18 protein-coding genes and 2 pseudogenes are annotated in these 15,620 nt (G+C 43.3%); 9 read left to right on the forward strand and 11 right to left on the reverse strand.

Translation table 11 applies throughout. The features are described 5' to 3' along the window. Nucleotides 1-16: 16 nt before the first annotated feature. Nucleotides 17-426, forward strand: a pseudogene (locus IM477_RS17735) (IS1 family transposase); the annotation flags it as partial. A 225-nt stretch (nt 427-651) separates the two neighbouring features. Further along, nucleotides 652-851: pseudogene (locus IM477_RS17740) on the forward strand (hypothetical protein); the annotation flags it as partial. 114 nt (nt 852-965) lie between these two features. Here IM477_RS17740 and IM477_RS17745 read toward each other — a convergent pair. From IM477_RS17745 to IM477_RS17750, 3 genes are read right to left on the reverse strand one after another with little or no spacing between them, the layout of a single operon-like run. Then, complete coding sequence (locus IM477_RS17745) at nt 966-1,235, reverse strand: hypothetical protein (RefSeq protein WP_002736772.1); 270 nt, start codon at nt 1,233-1,235, stop codon at nt 966-968. Further along, nucleotides 1,183-1,521, reverse strand: coding sequence for a DUF6972 family protein (locus IM477_RS23450; protein WP_002803289.1), 339 nt, complete (start codon nt 1,519-1,521; stop codon nt 1,183-1,185). Before IM477_RS23450 ends, IM477_RS17745 begins: the two co-directional genes overlap by 53 nt. Nucleotides 1,522-1,526: 5 nt before the next feature. Further along, nucleotides 1,527-1,724, reverse strand: coding sequence for a type II toxin-antitoxin system HicB family antitoxin (locus IM477_RS17750; protein WP_002762992.1), 198 nt, complete (start codon nt 1,722-1,724; stop codon nt 1,527-1,529). Between the two features lie 324 nt (nt 1,725-2,048). Here IM477_RS17750 and IM477_RS17755 point away from each other — a divergent pair, with 324 nt between their 5' ends. Next, a complete protein-coding gene (locus tag IM477_RS17755; protein ID WP_287732867.1) occupies nt 2,049-2,297 on the forward strand; it encodes a hypothetical protein in 249 nt (82 codons plus the stop codon). Between the two features lie 446 nt (nt 2,298-2,743). Further along, on the forward strand, nt 2,744-3,208 hold the full coding sequence (locus tag IM477_RS17760; protein ID WP_287732868.1) for an SRPBCC family protein: 465 nt from the start codon (nt 2,744-2,746) through the stop codon (nt 3,206-3,208). A gap of 73 nt (nt 3,209-3,281) precedes the next feature. On the opposite strand, the gene IM477_RS17765 is transcribed toward IM477_RS17760, so the two are convergent. Beyond that, complete coding sequence (locus tag IM477_RS17765; RefSeq protein WP_002762986.1) at nt 3,282-3,485, reverse strand: ssl0294 family protein; 204 nt, start codon at nt 3,483-3,485, stop codon at nt 3,282-3,284. Nucleotides 3,486-3,555: 70 nt separating this feature from the next. On the opposite strand from IM477_RS17765, the gene IM477_RS17770 reads away from it, so the two are divergent. The 4 genes from IM477_RS17770 to IM477_RS17785 all read left to right on the forward strand — a co-directional run bounded on the left by IM477_RS17770 (nt 3,556) and on the right by IM477_RS17785 (nt 6,205). Further along, nucleotides 3,556-4,068: a DUF1499 domain-containing protein gene (locus IM477_RS17770; RefSeq protein WP_287732869.1), complete on the forward strand. Its 513-nt coding sequence runs from the start codon at nt 3,556-3,558 to the stop codon at nt 4,066-4,068. 141 nt (nt 4,069-4,209) lie between these two features. Next, the gene (locus IM477_RS17775; protein ID WP_287732870.1) at nt 4,210-4,707 is read left to right on the forward strand and encodes a DUF427 domain-containing protein; all 498 of its coding nucleotides are present in this window, start codon (nt 4,210-4,212) and stop codon (nt 4,705-4,707) included. 276 nt (nt 4,708-4,983) lie between these two features. Further along, nucleotides 4,984-5,865: a 4-hydroxybenzoate solanesyltransferase gene (locus tag IM477_RS17780; protein ID WP_272015149.1), complete on the forward strand. Its 882-nt coding sequence runs from the start codon at nt 4,984-4,986 to the stop codon at nt 5,863-5,865. 100 nt (nt 5,866-5,965) lie between these two features. Then, nucleotides 5,966-6,205, forward strand: a complete 240-nt coding sequence (locus IM477_RS17785; RefSeq protein WP_002736158.1) for a DUF6737 family protein — start codon at nt 5,966-5,968, stop codon at nt 6,203-6,205. Here the strand turns inward: IM477_RS17785 and IM477_RS17790 are convergent. The 7 genes from IM477_RS17790 to IM477_RS17820 form a co-directional block, all read right to left on the reverse strand. Continuing rightward, the gene (locus IM477_RS17790) at nt 6,170-8,470 is read right to left on the reverse strand and encodes an ATP-dependent helicase (RefSeq protein WP_287732873.1); all 2,301 of its coding nucleotides are present in this window, start codon (nt 8,468-8,470) and stop codon (nt 6,170-6,172) included. The genes IM477_RS17785 and IM477_RS17790 overlap by 36 nt on opposite strands. Before the next feature lie 216 nt (nt 8,471-8,686). Continuing rightward, entirely contained in the window at nt 8,687-9,661 is a 975-nt protein-coding gene (gene tilS, locus IM477_RS17795) for a tRNA lysidine(34) synthetase TilS (RefSeq protein ID WP_287732874.1), read from the reverse strand. Nucleotides 9,662-9,808: 147 nt separating this feature from the next. Further along, complete coding sequence (gene hemF / locus IM477_RS17800) at nt 9,809-10,831, reverse strand: oxygen-dependent coproporphyrinogen oxidase (RefSeq protein WP_002762975.1); 1,023 nt, start codon at nt 10,829-10,831, stop codon at nt 9,809-9,811. A gap of 201 nt (nt 10,832-11,032) precedes the next feature. Beyond that, nucleotides 11,033-11,821 (reverse strand): ion transporter, encoded by a 789-nt coding sequence (locus IM477_RS17805; protein WP_287732875.1) that lies wholly within the window; start codon nt 11,819-11,821, stop codon nt 11,033-11,035. Nucleotides 11,822-11,879: 58 nt separating this feature from the next. Further along, on the reverse strand, nt 11,880-12,797 hold the full coding sequence (locus IM477_RS17810; RefSeq protein WP_147069238.1) for an NAD(+) kinase: 918 nt from the start codon (nt 12,795-12,797) through the stop codon (nt 11,880-11,882). 23 nt (nt 12,798-12,820) lie between these two features. Beyond that, complete coding sequence (locus IM477_RS17815) at nt 12,821-13,798, reverse strand: SDR family oxidoreductase (RefSeq protein ID WP_002765356.1); 978 nt, start codon at nt 13,796-13,798, stop codon at nt 12,821-12,823. 61 nt (nt 13,799-13,859) lie between these two features. Continuing rightward, a complete protein-coding gene (locus tag IM477_RS17820) occupies nt 13,860-14,750 on the reverse strand; it encodes a S66 peptidase family protein (protein WP_147069237.1) in 891 nt (296 codons plus the stop codon). Between the two features lie 58 nt (nt 14,751-14,808). Here IM477_RS17820 and IM477_RS17825 point away from each other — a divergent pair. Continuing rightward, on the forward strand, nt 14,809-15,620 hold an 812-nt coding region (locus tag IM477_RS17825), incomplete at its 3' end, for an Rpn family recombination-promoting nuclease/putative transposase (protein ID WP_287732877.1).

The raw sequence follows: 15,620 nt of genomic DNA on the forward strand, positions 1-15,620 counted from the left end.
AACAATTAATTGATAAACTCTTACTCGAACGAATTTACTGACGAGGAATTGCTAGAGTAACAGGGGTAAGTTGGTCATGTTTACAAAACTATATCAACAATAAACTGGCGGCTGTCCCCCGTCAAATAAAGGTTTCGGACAAACCAAAAGGTAAATTGGTTATAGAATGTGATGAGATGTGGTCTTTGGTTTTTTCTAAGACGATAAAGGTTTATATTTAGCGGTTAATTGATAGAAAGACAAGGGAAATTATTGGTTGCTATGCGCGGAGATAGGAGTCGTCAATCAGCCAAAAAACTTTGGGGCCAGTTTACCCGGCGTTTACCGACAATGTGCGGTTGTTTACACAGACTTTTGGGAGTCATATAAGACAGTAATTCCCAGTAAACGTCATCGACCAGTCGGAAAAGAAACTGGTCAAACTAATCCTATTGAAAGATTAAATAGGGCTGGCTGAATAAATGTGAAATGTAGGCATGGTAAGGGTTTTGTGGCTTTTCTTGCGAAACAGGTGCAAGATTTTGAGAGAATCGTGCTTCAAAACCTGGCGTCTTCATCGGCCCGCGTCCTGTAGGGGCGAAGCATTCGGATAGAAAATCTACGGTTTCACCGATAGGTTATTGCCCGAATGCTTCGCCCCTACTTTTTCAGCAGACCCTAAATAATACCTTGCGACAAAGGATTTCTCGGCTGGTGAGAGAGAGTCTATCTTTCTCTAAAAAAATGGAGAATCACGTTGGGGATCCCTTTGGTATTTTATCCATGACTACAATGCACAGCAAAGCAAAGGATTAAGCCGCCATCACTACTACCGAATCACCACCCAGCGCCGAAAGAAAATCCTCCGATAATCCTAGCGCCAATTACCCAAACCTGACTCCATTCGTAACTATCTCGGTGCTTACCCTAACGGCACTGGTAAGGCGATATTCTGACTTCATTCCAAACGACAAGTTTAAACAAATCTAAGCGCTTTCCTCACTAGATAATCGTCCTTCAATCGGTTCGTATTCATCTTCCAAGAGCCAGAGTTGAGCCTCTTCATAATCTGGAAACGCCTTGACGAGACGGTACTTTTCAGCAGGATCAAAAACATAACACCCCCTCGCCTTATCGATCAACACTAGCAGGATATAGGGAGGGGACTGCATGGAATCCACCCAAACTTCTAGGAAGCGCCAATTATCCTTCACTAGGTCGGGTTCGAGGAATTGCGTGATATTGGTTGTTTGCATTAATCTTAACCTCGCCGTAGAATAAAGAAGACTTTAAACCATCTGGGCTGATACGACAACCAATCGCTTCGGCAAAGAATAGCCCATAGCGCTCATAGTTTCGCACATTGCCCGTGTATTCACCCCTTTCCATGATAGCCTGAATAACTCGTAGCATTGTATCTTCATCTTTAAACACATGAATAGCTCGTCCTCGTAACAGTAATCTCCGTGATTGTGGAGTATTCGGTAAATGTTTAGAAATATGTTTAGCGTCAAGAAAAATCTCGCGATTAATTCCGCTCATAATGGTTAGACTTCAACGTCTCTAATAATTGCTGGAATCGGCAGGCCGTCTTCCGCTAAAGCCGCAATATAACCGGCAATCGCCTCTTTTATATTAATCAAGGCTTCTTCTTTCGTTTTTCCCTGACTAACACAGCCTTTGAGACTTGGACACTCCACAATCCAATAGCCATCTTCGTCTCGATATACAATGACTTGCCTCATTTTCCCACTCGCTCTTTAAGAAGTGTTAATAATTACCCCTAATCATAGCAAGCAACTCAGCGAAATTTATTTACCGTTCCCACATTAGCCTTCCCCCCAACGTCATCTCTAGATTTAGTCCCGGCGCTGGAGAATACTTACACTAGCGGCACTGGTTTTTCGCAACCAAAGTAAATTACAGATATTAAATTGAGAGTAACTAAACTTGACAATCAGTTTAACAATGCGCTAGAGTAACTGAAACTTCTAGACTGTAACGCTGGCTGAAGGGAAGCTATTAATTTCGACTAAATTTCTTTACTACTAAACTAAGAAAATATAATTATGACAAACTATCAAACAGAAATCCGAATCAAAGTTCCTTTAGATGTTGCTGAAACTTATTGGAATGCAACGGAAGAAGAGCGTCAAAAAATAGAAGAAAAAATCGCTTTTTATGTTCAATCTTCAAATTTATCTAGAAAAGAATCTCTGGACAAATTATATAAAACGATGGATACTATTGGACAAAAAGCACAAGAGAGAGGATTAACCACTGAAATTTTAGAATCTCTCTTAAATGAAGATGACTAGACGCTTTGTTCTCGATACCAATGTTATTATCAGTTAATATCGAGAGATTACGCCAACGTTTTCGAGAGTTGCTCAAGCTAGTGAAAAAGTGAGCTTGAGAGCAGTTATCTTAATGGTGAGGTAGGAAGTTTTCGTTTTGGGGAGTCGATCGCCGGTCGTCCATAGCAAATTAGGTTACACTTCATCTTGATGAGAAAGGCTATAAACAAGACTATGTTAAGAAATGTAACCAAGGCCGAAACCCTTACTGTTGCCTTGTCTGCACAGTTAACTGTACTTTTGTCCGACTACCGATAATTCTCAGCCAGTAATTTAAGTAGGGAGGCACAATTATTTGTAGGATGGGTTAGCGGTAGCGTAACCCATGCAGGCGTTGGGTTTCATGCTTCAACCCAACCTACGTTCATCTTATATTTAATTCCACCCACCCACTTATAAGCAGATCAATGTCATCTTGTCAAGTATTTGAACAATCAATTCAGATTAAAGCTAGTGCCACGACGGTAGAGCGTTGTATCACGGATTTAGAGTTAATGCGTCGTTGGTTGAATCCGGTGTTAGTTTGTGAACCTATCGGGGATTGGAAGACCGATATCGGTGGGAGAAGTCGTTTTTTGATTCAAATTCCCCTAATTCAGCCAACGCTGAAAAGTACGGTGATTGAGAGAGAACCGGGGTTAATTGTCTGGCAATTTGAAGGCTTTTTTCGTGGTTGCGATCGCTGGGAATGTCAACCCAATGATGGCGGCACTTGTCTAATCAATCGTTTTGAGTTTGCGATTCCTAATCCGGTTGTGGGGTGGGGATTCCAGCAATTCGCCGCCAAATGGACTAAAAAGGATATGGAAGCGCAATTAAGACGCTTAAAAAGAGTAGCCGAGGAAATTTATCTACTTTCAGCAGCAAGTTAAGCTGATGGGGTGGTAAGCGGGGGGTTTTGGGGATGGGAGAATACCCTCACCCCCAACAGCTAACCCCTGATCCCTAATCGATCGAGATCGACTGGGGACCGTTGCCGTTATCCTGATTATTGTCGTTAAAACTGACTAATCCCTGCTGTTCTAACCATTTTTTGAGGGGATCGTCCGAAAGTTTCAAGCGCAGTAATCCAGAGGCAAAACCACCGAAAAAAGCGATCGGTTGTTGAATCAGTTCTTTAACAACGGGTTGTAATTCATCGAGAAACATCTTATTCTATCTCCTGATATTGCCACACCTATCAATGTTAAGTTAATTGAAGTGATTCTGTAAGACTAGCATGACTGAAACTTCCGACACGGTGAAAAAATCTTTCCGGCTGACCCCGTTTATTTTCCTAGGAATATTGCTCATCTGGCTAGGAATTAGGTTAATTGCTCCCGATAGCGTCAGTTTATTCGCCGGTAATCGTCCCGATTATTTGGGAGTCAGGGAGGGTAAACTGGCTCCTTGTCCGGTCACTCCTAATTGTGTTAGTAGTCAGAGTCAGGATCAGGCTCATTCGATCGAACCCCTTAGTTATCAGGGTAGCGGTGAAAAAGCGATCGAGCAATTAGCTAAAATTATCGCCTCCCAACCGAGAACTAAAATTATTAGCCAAGATAGTAACTATCTCTACGCCGAATTTAGCAGTCAATGGATGGGATTTGTCGATGATCTGGAATTTTCTCTCAATCCTAGCAAAAATGCGATCGATGTTCGCTCGGCCTCCCGGTTAGGGGAATCGGATTTAAATGTCAATCGAGAACGAGTGGAAACCCTGAGAAAACTCTTTTCAGTGATCAGTGAATAAGGGATAGGGAGATAGGGAGATGGGGAAGTGGGGAGATGGGGAGATGGGAAGAATAAATAAAAGCAATTTCCTGACGACCGACTCCTGACTCTCGACTCCTGACTCCCGACTCCTGACTCGGAGAATAATATAAGAAAAATTATGTTTCGTCCCCAACCAATACCAGCAAAAGCAGGACAGGAATCCGTCTGGGATTATCCTCGTCCCCCGCGCCTAGAATTATCGCCTAAACACCTAAAAATTATCTTTAATGGTGTGATAATTGCCGATACTAAAAGCAGTTATCGAGTTCTAGAAACCAGTCATCCTCCAGTTTATTATCTACCGCCCCAAGATATTAAAATGGAATACCTGCAAGCCACAGCAGAAAAGTCTTTTTGTGAGTGGAAAGGTCTAGCGGGATATTACAATATCAGCGTTGGCGACCAACAGGCAATTAACGCCGCTTGGTATTATCCGGACCCGACACCAGAGTTTCAGGCAATTAAGAATTATCTGGCTTTTTATCCCGCCAAAATGACCGCTTGTTATGCCGACGGTGAATTAGTACAACCGCAGCCTGGCAACTTTTACGGGGGATGGATAACCTCCGATGTGGTTGGTCCGTTTAAAGGCGTTCCCAATAGTTGGGGCTGGTAATCACGTTAAGTAAGTAGGGTTTGCTGAAAAAGTTTATTGGTGGAGTCAGGAGCCGGTCGTCAGGAGATTATTTTTATTTATTCTTCCCACACCCCACTTCCCCAAAACCCCACTTCCCCAAAACCCCACTTCCCCAAAACCCCACTTCCCCACACCCCCAAAACCCCACACCCCACACCCCACACTCCACACCCCACACCCCACTTCCCCATCCCCCCACTTCCCCACTTCCCCATCTCCCCGTTAACTCCTAGTTTCTACTTTTTACGAGAAATTATGACTATATCCCAACCCGATCTAGAACCCACTTGGATGACGATTATTCGCCTCTTGCGCTGGGATAAACCCGCAGGTAGGTTAATTTTGATGATTCCCGCTTTATGGGCGGTATTTTTGGCGGCAGACGGTGTGCCACCGCTACCCTTGATCGGGGTGATCGTTTTGGGAACTTTGGCCACTAGCGCCGCCGGTTGTGTGGTTAACGATCTTTGGGATCGCGATATCGATCCACAAGTCGATCGCACTCGTAACCGTCCTTTAGCGGCCAGAGCTTTATCGATCAAGGTTGGTTTGATTATCGCTCTGATTGCTTTCTTTTGCGCCGCAATTTTAGCTTTATATCTGAATTTCCTGAGTTTTTGCCTATGTTTAGCCGCCGTTCCCTTGATTATCTGCTATCCCCTCGCCAAGCGTTTTTTTCCTGTACCCCAATTGGTTCTTTCTCTCGCGTGGGGTTTTGCGGTTTTAATCTGTTGGAGTGCCGTCACCGGGTCGTTAAATAGTAATACATTTATATTATGGGGAGCGGTGATTTTTTGGACATTGGCATTTGATACTATTTATGCTCTGTCCGATCGAGAGGATGACCTCAAGGTTGGTATTAACTCTAGTGCCATCTTTTTCGGCAAATACGCCCCGGAAGCCGTAGGGGTCTTTTTTGCCCTAACAGTGGGTTTATTGGCTTGGGAGGGGCAAAAAATGCAGTTATCAGCCTCTTTTTGGCTAGGGTTGGGTCTAGCGGCGATCGCTTGGTTGCGTCAATACCGGCTGTTACGTCAATCGGATTTACCTAAACCAGTTTATGGTCAAATGTTCGGCCAAAATGTTTGGGTCGGTTTTATTTTATTAGCGGCTATGATTGCGGGGAGTTATTTTTAAATAAGTAAATCGAGTAATTTTTGACTCTTTCGGTCTTCCCAAGCGTTTTTTAAGCTCGATCACTATAAAATCAAGTTAGTAAATTACCGCCCCTTAACTAATGTCTAACTCGAAATCCGATAACGTTTGGAATCACAAACCCCGTTGGTGTCAACCTTGGTCGATTTTGTTGACAGGAATTACCCTGATTGCCGGCTGTTGGTTTTTAACCCAGCGTCTCTGGTTAACTCTACTCCTATCTATTCCCATACTCCTCTGGTGGTTTGTCTTCCTAATTCTTTATCCGCGGACGCTGCAGCAACAGTTAAACACAGAAAGAATCGGGGAAAGCATTGATTAAAACAGGAAAGACAGGACAGGGATTTTTATCCTGTAATTGACTACTTTCATCCCCGCGAAAAGTGTTCCAACGGAAGGGAGCTTTTTTTTCACTCGACATCCATAAAAGTCTTTTTGCTCGCGTCATCGCTACATACAAAAGTCGGTATTCTTCAGCTTTTTTAAGTTGTCCAGCTTCTAACCAAGCGCTTAAAGGTGGGGGAATAATTGGTATGCTGTCGGGGTTTAAATAGCGTTGATGAACTGCTGCTCGAATTTGCGCCCGGGCCACTTCTGCGAGGGTAAAATCTGCCAAAAATTTCGCCCCATTGGGAACCCAAGGTTTGCCCGGGATAATATCTTCGTGAAGAAAGGGAATAAAAACATAATCCCAGTCTAAACCCTTGGCTTTGTGCATAGTAATAATCGTCAGTTGTCCGGGACGAGTATAACAATCGTCGTTATCTTCTTCCACTCCTTCAAAGCGCTCAGAGGCGATAATTTCATTAAGGGTGTTAATTGTATTTTTTAGAGAACTATTACCAGCAGTTTCCTGATAAATACGGGCGGTTAATTTTTGCAAAGTGGCTAATTCTGAACCGGAATATTGGAGAGTCATAGCGAAAAAAGACAGGAGTTGATAATGGGGTAATTCTAATCTAGCTTTTAGTAAACTGCAGCAATAACGACGGGCGATTTTTTCGTTAGATTTCAGTTCGGGATCGAGGGGAGTGGGATAAAGAAATTGTTCGGGATAGGTAACTAAAGGATTTAAGTCTTGGGCAGTAATTAAACCCCTAAATTGTAGCACTTCTAAAGCCGCTTTGAGATAATCAGGAGAGTGGGGACGTTCGACAAAAGCTAATAGTTTCAGCATTTCGGCGGGAATTTGGGAAAAGCGATCGATCTCGTTAGCTTCAAAAATTCTGATTTGATAACTTTTGTAAAAATGGGCAAATTTTTGAGCAAAAAAGTGTCCCTGTCGATTTTCTCTAACGAGGATAGCCGCATTATGTTGAGGGTTTTCTTGGAGTAATTTAACTAGACGTTTTTCAATTAATTCTACTGTTTGATAAATGTCATCGGGTTGATAAATTTCTAATCCTTTTCCCTCCTTAACTGGATTAGGTTGGGGATCTTCAGCACCGACGGGAAGAATCGCTTGAACTCGAAAAGGAGCCTCGGTAACTTTATGATTATCTTTTCCCTGTTTCCAATCTCGATCAACCCATTGTAAAACTAAATTAGCAGCTTCGATAATTTTAGTATTGCTGCGACCTGCTTGGTTCATAGTGGATAAATTGCCTTCGTTTTGACAACTTTCACAAAACCAATTAAAGTAAACAGGATCGGCGGGGGTAAAGGTAGAATTAATGGCTTGATTGGGATCGCCGACGCGAATTAAATTAGGTATTTCCCCGTCATTATTTTTTGCTAAAATAGTAATTAGTTTTTCTTGGAGAGGACTAGAATCCTGTGCCTCATCTTCAAAGACTCCAAAGACAGATTTTTGCCATTGTCGGCGAATTTTTTCTTCCTCTAATACCCGCAAGGCTCCTAAAATCATGTCATCATAATCTATATAGTTTTTCTGACGCATCAGGATTTCATACTGTTGGTACAAACCACTAGCAATAGCGAGAATTTGATAATTATCGTCGGTATAGTGGCTTAATTCCCAGACTTGCTGCGGTGATAATCCAGAACTTTTTAGCTCATGAATGGCCGTATAGGCAAGACTAGGTAAAATTTCGGTTCTCAGCACCGATTGACGGCGTAATCTTTCTGTTTCTTCCCCATCAAATTCCACTCCTTCTAATAACTTTTGATAACGAATTGGGTCGGCAATTAGCCATTTTTCTACCGAGTTTCTAATAATTCTGTGGCTAGGAGTCGGAATAACTAAGGTAGAAGATTCGAGGTCTAATCCCGATAATTCCGGGTAACGACGGGCCAATTGTAGGGCCAGTCCGTGCAGAGTTTGGACGCTGAAACCTTGGGCCGAAAGTTGTAAATCTTGCAAGCGTTGTTTAATTTTAGCTTTAATACTAGCGGCAGCCGAGCGCGTGTAGGTGACAATAATTAACTGTTTTTTAGCATGAAGTTGCTCACGAGCAATAACCATGGCGGCAGCTACGGCCAAACTGTGGGATTTTCCCGCCCCCGGCACCGCAGAAATGGCCATTTTTCCCCCTTGCCAATCGGCTAATTCCTGTTGTCCCGCGCGCAGTTGTTGCCGGAGACTGACCAGTAAATTTTCTCGATTAATTACTTTAGTTTCGCTCATTATTCTACGCCAATTTGATTTGTAGTTTAATCGTATTACTAATTATAGTTTCTTCTTAAAGCAATTGCTGTAAAAGTTAGCTAGAGATAACTAGAATGGGGAGATGGTTTTTTTCAGTGAACAGTAAACAGTAAGCAGTAATCAGTGAAAAGAAAGTAGCGAAGTTTTCCCCTAACACTGTCCACTTAAAACTGTAATCTGATAACTGATAACTGATCACTGATAACTGATATGTAGCCAATTTTGTTGTACTTCTACCCGAATTTTGCCGGTTAAGGAGGAAGTGGCATCGCGATTAACACCAGTAATGAGATTAACCACTGACTCAACTTCGGCAAAATTAGGCGATGAGGGTAAATATTGAGCTAAAAATAAACGAATCACCCGTCTTTGTATCGCTAGAGGTAGAATTTGTAAAGGGGAGCGATCGAGTCTTTGTTGATCTAGATCGATAACCTGGCGAAAAATATCCCGGGCAATACTATCTAAATAATCGCTTTCTGCTTCCAAAATTTCGGCAGTTTGGGCGAGATGTTTTTCGATTTGGGGATTTAAATTAGTTTGCAGGTAGGGTAATAATTCCTGACGGATGCGATTGCGAGCATAGCGTAAATTCTCATTAGCTCGATCATACCAGATCGGTAATTCTCGACTTTGACAAAAAGCGAAAGTTTCCCCGCGAGTGACATTTAAGAGGGGACGGACTAAAAAAATATCTGGGGTTAAACTTGTCAACCAAGTTAAGGCAGAAAGTCCATCACTACCCGCCCCGCGCGTGAGATTATAAAGAAAAGTTTCCGCTCGATCGCTCCTCGTGTGTGCCGTGAGAAGATAATTAAAACCCTGTTCTTGGGCGATTGTTTGTAAAGCTTGATAACGCCATTGTCGGGCCTTGGCTTCCGTTTCCGCCATGGGGGGTGCGGTGGTAATATAAACAGGTAATTGCCAAATTTCGGCGATTTCCCGCACATGAGTGACTAATCCTCGGTCGGAGGACCAACGGTGATCACAATGAGCGATCGCTAGTTGCCAACCCCAACGAGGGCGCAAATCCAGCAATAATTGCCCTAAACAGAGGGAATCCTGACCTGCCGACAATGCCACTAACAGAGACGCATTCTTAGGTAGTAATTGTCCCTTTTTCACCGTGGTTTCCAGACGAGTATGGAGAGGTGTCCAAAAATTAGCCAAAATTTTTAGATTTATTTACTTGACAAGGGTGTGGGAAGTATTTTCAGTGAACAGTGAACAGTGAACTGATAACTGATAACTGATAACTGGTAACTGGTAACTGGTAACTGATAACTGATAACTGATAACTGATAACTGATAACTGATTTAACCTTGCCAATTAACCCAATCTTGGGGTTTTAGGAAGACATCATAGAGTTTTGCTTCTGGGGTGTTTGGTGCAGGTTGATAACAGTATTCCCAACGGACTAAAGGAGGTAAAGACATCAAAATCGACTCGGTACGACCGTTAGTTTGCAGCCCAAAAATTGTGCCACGATCATAAACTAAATTAAATTCTACATAACGACCGCGACGATAGAGTTGAAACTGACGTTCTCTGTCACCGTATTCCGTCGAGCGCCGTTTCTGGACAATGGGAACGTAAGCGGGTAGAAAAGCCCGGCCACAGTCATTAATGAAACTAAAAATTTCTTCCCAGTTGCGGGGTTGTTGGGGAGATAATTTTTCTGAATAGATAGCGGCATCACTTTCGGCAAAGGGACCCCGATAGAGAGGGTCTAAACCGTCTTGGTAATCAAAGAAAATCCCGCCAATACCTCTGGCTTCCTGACGATGATTGAGATAAAAATATTCATCACACCAGCGTTTAAAAACGGGATAATATTCGGGATGATGTTGGTCGCAAACCTGTTTAAAAGTGCGGTGAAAATGACTAGCATCTTCTTCAAAAGCATAGTAGGGAGTTAAATCAGCGCCACCGCCAAACCACCAAACCGGACCTGCTTCAAAATAGCGATAATTGAGGTGAACCGTGGGAATATAAGGATTGTGAGGATGCAAGACCATCGAGGTTCCCGTGGCATAAAATTGATGACCGGCAGCCTCGGGCCGTTGTTTGGCAATGCTAGGAGGTAATTCTTTCCCCCAAACTTCCGAAAAATTCACCCCTGCTTGTTCAAAAATTGCCCCTTCCCGCAAAACTCGCGAACGTCCGCCGCCACCTTCGGGCCGTTGCCAACTATCTTCGATAAATTTTGCTTGTCCATCCACTTCTTCTAATCCCTGACAAATTTCATCCTGTAGGGATTTCATAAATTCACTGACGCGGCTACGGCTGTCACTGGCGGGCAAATTGGCAAGGGTGGGGGTTGTGGTGAATGCAGTCATACTCAAGGATCAAAGTTGATAACTCAGTGATTATATTACTACTAGGTGATGAAACGGCCGCTCTTCGATACTTAACTTAACATTTAGATGGGTTGGGGGTGGGGAAGTGGGGAAGTGAGGGAGTGGGGAAGCGGGGAAGTGGGGAGAATAAATAAAAATAATCTCCTGACGACCGGCTCCTGAATTTCGCCCGAATTAGTCTCAATCAGGTTTTTTTAAGAGTTCTGCCCCGCAGTTTTTACAAAAATTGGCATCTATATCGTGACGGGGGAAACCACAATCTGGACAAGGATAATCAATTTGAGTGCCAGATTTTAATAGTTGTTTAGTCAGAGTGCTAATTTGCAAGGGAATTAACAAAACTCCCGTTAAAATCATTAAAACTGTCACCATTTTGCCCCCATCAGAAAGGGGAGTCACATCCCCAAATCCCACGGTAGTCATAGTGACAACGGCGAAGTAAAAAGCATCAAAAAATGTCCGATAGACTTGAGGATTAATCGGGTGTTCGATCTGATAAATTAAACCAGCATAGACAAAAATAATCGAGAATAGAGTTAGTAATATGCGAGTAAATACTATCTGATCGGAAGTTTTAATCCTAAAAATAGAAAGATCGGAACCAAAAAAACGAATCACTCGCAAAATTCTAAACCAGCGAAAAATTCTAAAAAATCTAATATCAAAAAAACCAAAAAATAGGGGCAGAATTGACAATAAATCTAGGATGGAAAAAATATTAAAAACAAAGCCTAGTTTTGATTCCGCACACCAAAACCGAATTAAATACTCTAGGGAAAATAAGCTTAAAATTCCCCAATCAAGCTGACGTAACCACATTTGCCAAGTGGCGGATAAGGGATAGGTTTGAGCCACATAAATCCCCAAAGATAGTAAAATTAATGCTAAGATAAGCAGATTTACCGTCAGTCCGATCGCCGTGGTGACATCCTCTAAATAAAAAGCTATTTTGGCACGAAAAGGGAGCATAAATTCAGCTATCAGTAAACAGTAACCAGTAATCAGTGAACTGATAACTGATAACTGATTAAGGTAATTCCACCGAAGTTGGTTTAGCAATATGAGGTAAACCCCAACCTAATTTTTCCCGGAGGATGCGGAAGAATTCCGTCGATTGCAGGCGAATAAAATGAACATTGTAGGGGGATTTCTGCACATTAATTCGATCTTCTGGCAAGATATAAGAACCGCCATTACCGTCCACTACCATCACCATCCGATTAGCAGTTGCTGGGAAAATATTTACAGTTTCCTTGTCAGAAAATACCAAAGACCTGGAAGCTAAAGAATGGGGACAAATGGGGGCTAATTGTAATACTGGCACATCGGGAGTTATTACTGGGCCACCGGCACTGAGAGCATAGGCAGTAGAACCGGTAGGAGTGGAGAGAATCACCCCATCGGCAGCGATATCGACGGGCGCGTGTTCACCAATTTGAATCTCAAAATGACACATACTGGTGAGGGGTTCGCGGTGGACGACCACCTCATTGAGAGAAAGTGCCTCCCAGAGGAGGGTATCTTCGCGAAATAGTCGCACCGTGATCATCGAGCGATTTTCGATGGTGTAATTCCCCTCTAGAACCAGTTCTAAGGCGGGTTCAAGCTGATTTAGGTAAATTTCGGTCAAAAAGCCCATGTGTCCCGTATTGACCGTTAACAGGGGCAAATTGAGGGTGGCCAACTGCCGGGCCGCCGATAGGACTGTACCATCGCCCCCCAACACGATCGCAAAACTTAAATCCTGATCGAAGTGGGGGGGGACTAACTGATCGATCGGGGTAAAACAAACCGGACGAGAGGGTTTAGAATGGCCTAGCAGGCCACCGCTGCCAGTAGCCATAAACACCTGGCAACCTAGGGAAAGTAGCTGATCTTGTATCTGATGGGCTGTTTTACAAGCGATAGGCTTAATATCGTTGTAAATAATGCCGATTTTGGGCATTGACAAATTTTCCTACTGCTGAATCACGCTTTCTTTTTGAAAGGAGTTTTCTTCTTCTTTTGAGCTTTTTGTTTCTCGAAGTCGATTTCCTTGAGCTTCTTGAGAATGCGGCTAAAGTATTCTTGTAAATAGGATTCTAAAGTAGTTGTTTGACTCGGATCAAGGCCAAATACTTGATAAACTTCTGCCATGGGGGCATCAAGAGCTTGACCACTAGCGAGAACTTCCGCAAAAGCTAGTCGGTCAGATATATTATAGGTCCATTGGAAACAACGGCTTATTCCCCGCATAAAACGCAGTAATCCCATGGGTAAACGCCAAATTTTCCCCTCTTTACCCGATAAGCGTTCGCAAACTTCGATAATTTCTTCAGCTTTCCAAGCTTTGCTGCCCACCACGGGATAGGATTGACCGACGGTTTCGGGGACTTCTAGGGCGCGAACGGCGAATTTAGCGATATCTTGGGTGTCCATGTAGGCGATCGCCGTACTTTCCCCCGTGATCCAGACCGTTTGATTATCTAACATCGGGATGGCGTATTGACCGATTAAACCCTGCATAAAGCCACAGGGACGCAGAATTGTATATTTTAAACCCGATTCTGCTAGAAATTTCTCGGTACAGCGTTTTATCTCCATTAAAGGCACGTTGGGATATTTTTCGGCATTGAGAATCGAGAAGAAAATAAAGCGATCGACTCCCGCAGTTTTGGCCGCTTGAATCAGATTAACTTTACCATCCCAATCCACCTGTTTAATGCTGGCTGAGTCCGTCGCCCGGGCAGTAGCGGCATCGATCACCGCGTCCATTCCCTCTAAAGCGGCAATAATGGTACTCTTATCCCGTAGGGTTCCCCCGACTAATTCCGCGCCCCATTCCTTCAAAAAAGCCGCTTTTCTCTGACTGCGTACCAAACAACGCACTTGATGTCCCTGATCGATGGCATGACGCACGATCTGTCGCCCTAGGGTTCCTGTCGCACCGACAACTAATACTTTCATCTATAATTAATTTTTTGTTACATTTGTTAACACTTCTCTAAGATACTATCAAAAAAGTGGATCATTGGGGATAGAAAAATTCTAAGATTCCCCGATCCCCGTCCAGTTCTACCATTGTTCCCACCGGTAAAGCGGCATTATCGCCATCATGACCGAAAGGTAACTCAGCAATAACCGCAATACCCAAATCGCCCAAACGCTCTTTTAAGACTTCCTCTACGGTTTGACTATCACTACCGGAGGCCGCCAGACAACGGCTAAAACGACCGAGAGCAATGCCTTTAATTTGGGAGAAAATGCCCAGCATTCGCCACTGAGTTAACATTCGATCGATCCGGTAGGGGGCCTCGGTTACGTCCTCTAGGGCTAAAATTACCCCCTCTAGGGTGGGTTGAACCGAGGTTCCGAGGAGATGGGTGGCTACGGTTAAATTAGCTGGTAATAAGCGTCCCCGCACTTTGCCCCCACCCCAACCTTGACCGACAAGAGGGGCTAAAGGACGACCTTCCAGAAGAGAAAAGAGGCGATCGATTGATTGGGGACTTTCTTGGGCTAAGGTGGTTAAAACTGCCCCGTGAACGCTACAAATGCCCTGTTTCGCTAAACTCCATAAAATCCCCGTCACGTCGGAAAAACCGATTAACCATTTCGGGTTAGTTTTTGCCCATGTCCAATTTTCTAAGAGGCGAGCGCTACCGTAACCCCCCCTAGCGCAGAGAATTGCTTGACAATCGGCATCTTGCCATGCTTGGGCTAAAGCTTGACGACGTTGCTCGTCGCTACCAGCGAGATAACCGAGACTATTCGACCAATTCTCGCTAAATTCCACTTGATAACCCCTCGATCGCCAGATTTCTACGCCTTTTTCTAGGGCGGCTAATTCCTTGACGGCTCCACTGGTGGCCACCAGAGAAACTTTAGCACCGGGTTGCAGAAATGATGGGATGATCATAGGTTAATTCTCTTTTGTTGGCGGATTAAGCGGAAATTACAGGCAATTTTGTGGCAGCATGAAAACTGACAGCATATTTTATCGAATGTTTCTCGATTTTCCCGATTCGTTCTTTGAATTAATTGAGCGACCCGATGCTATCGTTAGCAATTATCGATTTACTTCCCAAGAAGTTAAACAACTAGCTTTTCGATTGGATGGTTTATTTTTGCCGCTCGATAATCTAGAAAATTCGCCCTTTTATCTGGTAGAAGTGCAGTTTCAAAAGGATGAAGACCTATATTATCGATTATTTTCGGAACTTTTCTTATATCTTAGACAGTATAAACCTTTGTCACCCTGGCAGATAGTTGTTATTTATCCTAGCCGAGAAATTGAGCGAGAACATCCCCAGCAATTTGCAGACTTGTTATCCTTGTCAAGGATTAAAAGAATCTATCTGGATGAATTGGCAAATGACGCGACTCCTTCCTTAGCGATCGCCATGATCAAATTGGTCACTGAAAGTGAGAGTCAAGCTGTTAATTCTGCTAAGATTTTAATTAAACAGGCTCAAAGAGAAGTGAGCGATCGCTTAGTGCAGAGAAATGTCATTGATTTAATCGAAACCATAATCATTTATAAATTACCCCAAAAAAGTCGAGAGGAAATTGAAGCTATGTTGGAACTACAAGACCTCAAACAAACTCGTTTCTATCAAGAAGCTTTTGGAGATGGTATTGAACAGGGAATTGAACAGGGAATTGAACAGGGAATAAACTTGCAAAAATTGAAAACAATTCCTCTACTGCAAGACCTCGGTTTAACCCCGCAACAAATCTCGGAACGCTTAGACTTGACTCTGGAAACAGTGCTTAACTATTTGGCACA

The organism is Microcystis sp. M090S1, from assembly GCF_020246295.1.
In the GTDB taxonomy this organism is placed as follows: Bacteria; Cyanobacteriota; Cyanobacteriia; order Cyanobacteriales; family Microcystaceae; genus Microcystis; species Microcystis aeruginosa.

What these genes read in the sequence shown, in the direction of transcription:
- IM477_RS17745 (WP_002736772.1), bottom strand. Translation starts at nt 1,235, where the DNA reads ATGCAAACAACCAATATCACGCAATTCCTCGAACCCGACCTAGTGAAG.
- IM477_RS23450 (WP_002803289.1), bottom strand. Translation starts at nt 1,521, where the DNA reads ATGAGCGGAATTAATCGCGAGATTTTTCTTGACGCTAAACATATTTCT.
- IM477_RS17750 (WP_002762992.1), bottom strand. Translation starts at nt 1,724, where the DNA reads ATGAGGCAAGTCATTGTATATCGAGACGAAGATGGCTATTGGATTGTG.
- IM477_RS17755 (WP_287732867.1), top strand. Translation starts at nt 2,049, where the DNA reads ATGACAAACTATCAAACAGAAATCCGAATCAAAGTTCCTTTAGATGTT.
- IM477_RS17760 (WP_287732868.1), top strand. Translation starts at nt 2,744, where the DNA reads ATGTCATCTTGTCAAGTATTTGAACAATCAATTCAGATTAAAGCTAGT.
- IM477_RS17765 (WP_002762986.1), bottom strand. Translation starts at nt 3,485, where the DNA reads ATGTTTCTCGATGAATTACAACCCGTTGTTAAAGAACTGATTCAACAA.
- IM477_RS17770 (WP_287732869.1), top strand. Translation starts at nt 3,556, where the DNA reads ATGACTGAAACTTCCGACACGGTGAAAAAATCTTTCCGGCTGACCCCG.
- IM477_RS17775 (WP_287732870.1), top strand. Translation starts at nt 4,210, where the DNA reads ATGTTTCGTCCCCAACCAATACCAGCAAAAGCAGGACAGGAATCCGTC.
- IM477_RS17780 (WP_272015149.1), top strand. Translation starts at nt 4,984, where the DNA reads ATGACTATATCCCAACCCGATCTAGAACCCACTTGGATGACGATTATT.
- IM477_RS17785 (WP_002736158.1), top strand. Translation starts at nt 5,966, where the DNA reads ATGTCTAACTCGAAATCCGATAACGTTTGGAATCACAAACCCCGTTGG.
- IM477_RS17790 (WP_287732873.1), bottom strand. Translation starts at nt 8,470, where the DNA reads ATGAGCGAAACTAAAGTAATTAATCGAGAAAATTTACTGGTCAGTCTC.
- hemF (WP_002762975.1), bottom strand. Translation starts at nt 10,831, where the DNA reads ATGACTGCATTCACCACAACCCCCACCCTTGCCAATTTGCCCGCCAGT.
- IM477_RS17805 (WP_287732875.1), bottom strand. Translation starts at nt 11,821, where the DNA reads ATGCTCCCTTTTCGTGCCAAAATAGCTTTTTATTTAGAGGATGTCACC.
- IM477_RS17810 (WP_147069238.1), bottom strand. Translation starts at nt 12,797, where the DNA reads ATGCCCAAAATCGGCATTATTTACAACGATATTAAGCCTATCGCTTGT.
- IM477_RS17815 (WP_002765356.1), bottom strand. Translation starts at nt 13,798, where the DNA reads ATGAAAGTATTAGTTGTCGGTGCGACAGGAACCCTAGGGCGACAGATC.
- IM477_RS17820 (WP_147069237.1), bottom strand. Translation starts at nt 14,750, where the DNA reads ATGATCATCCCATCATTTCTGCAACCCGGTGCTAAAGTTTCTCTGGTG.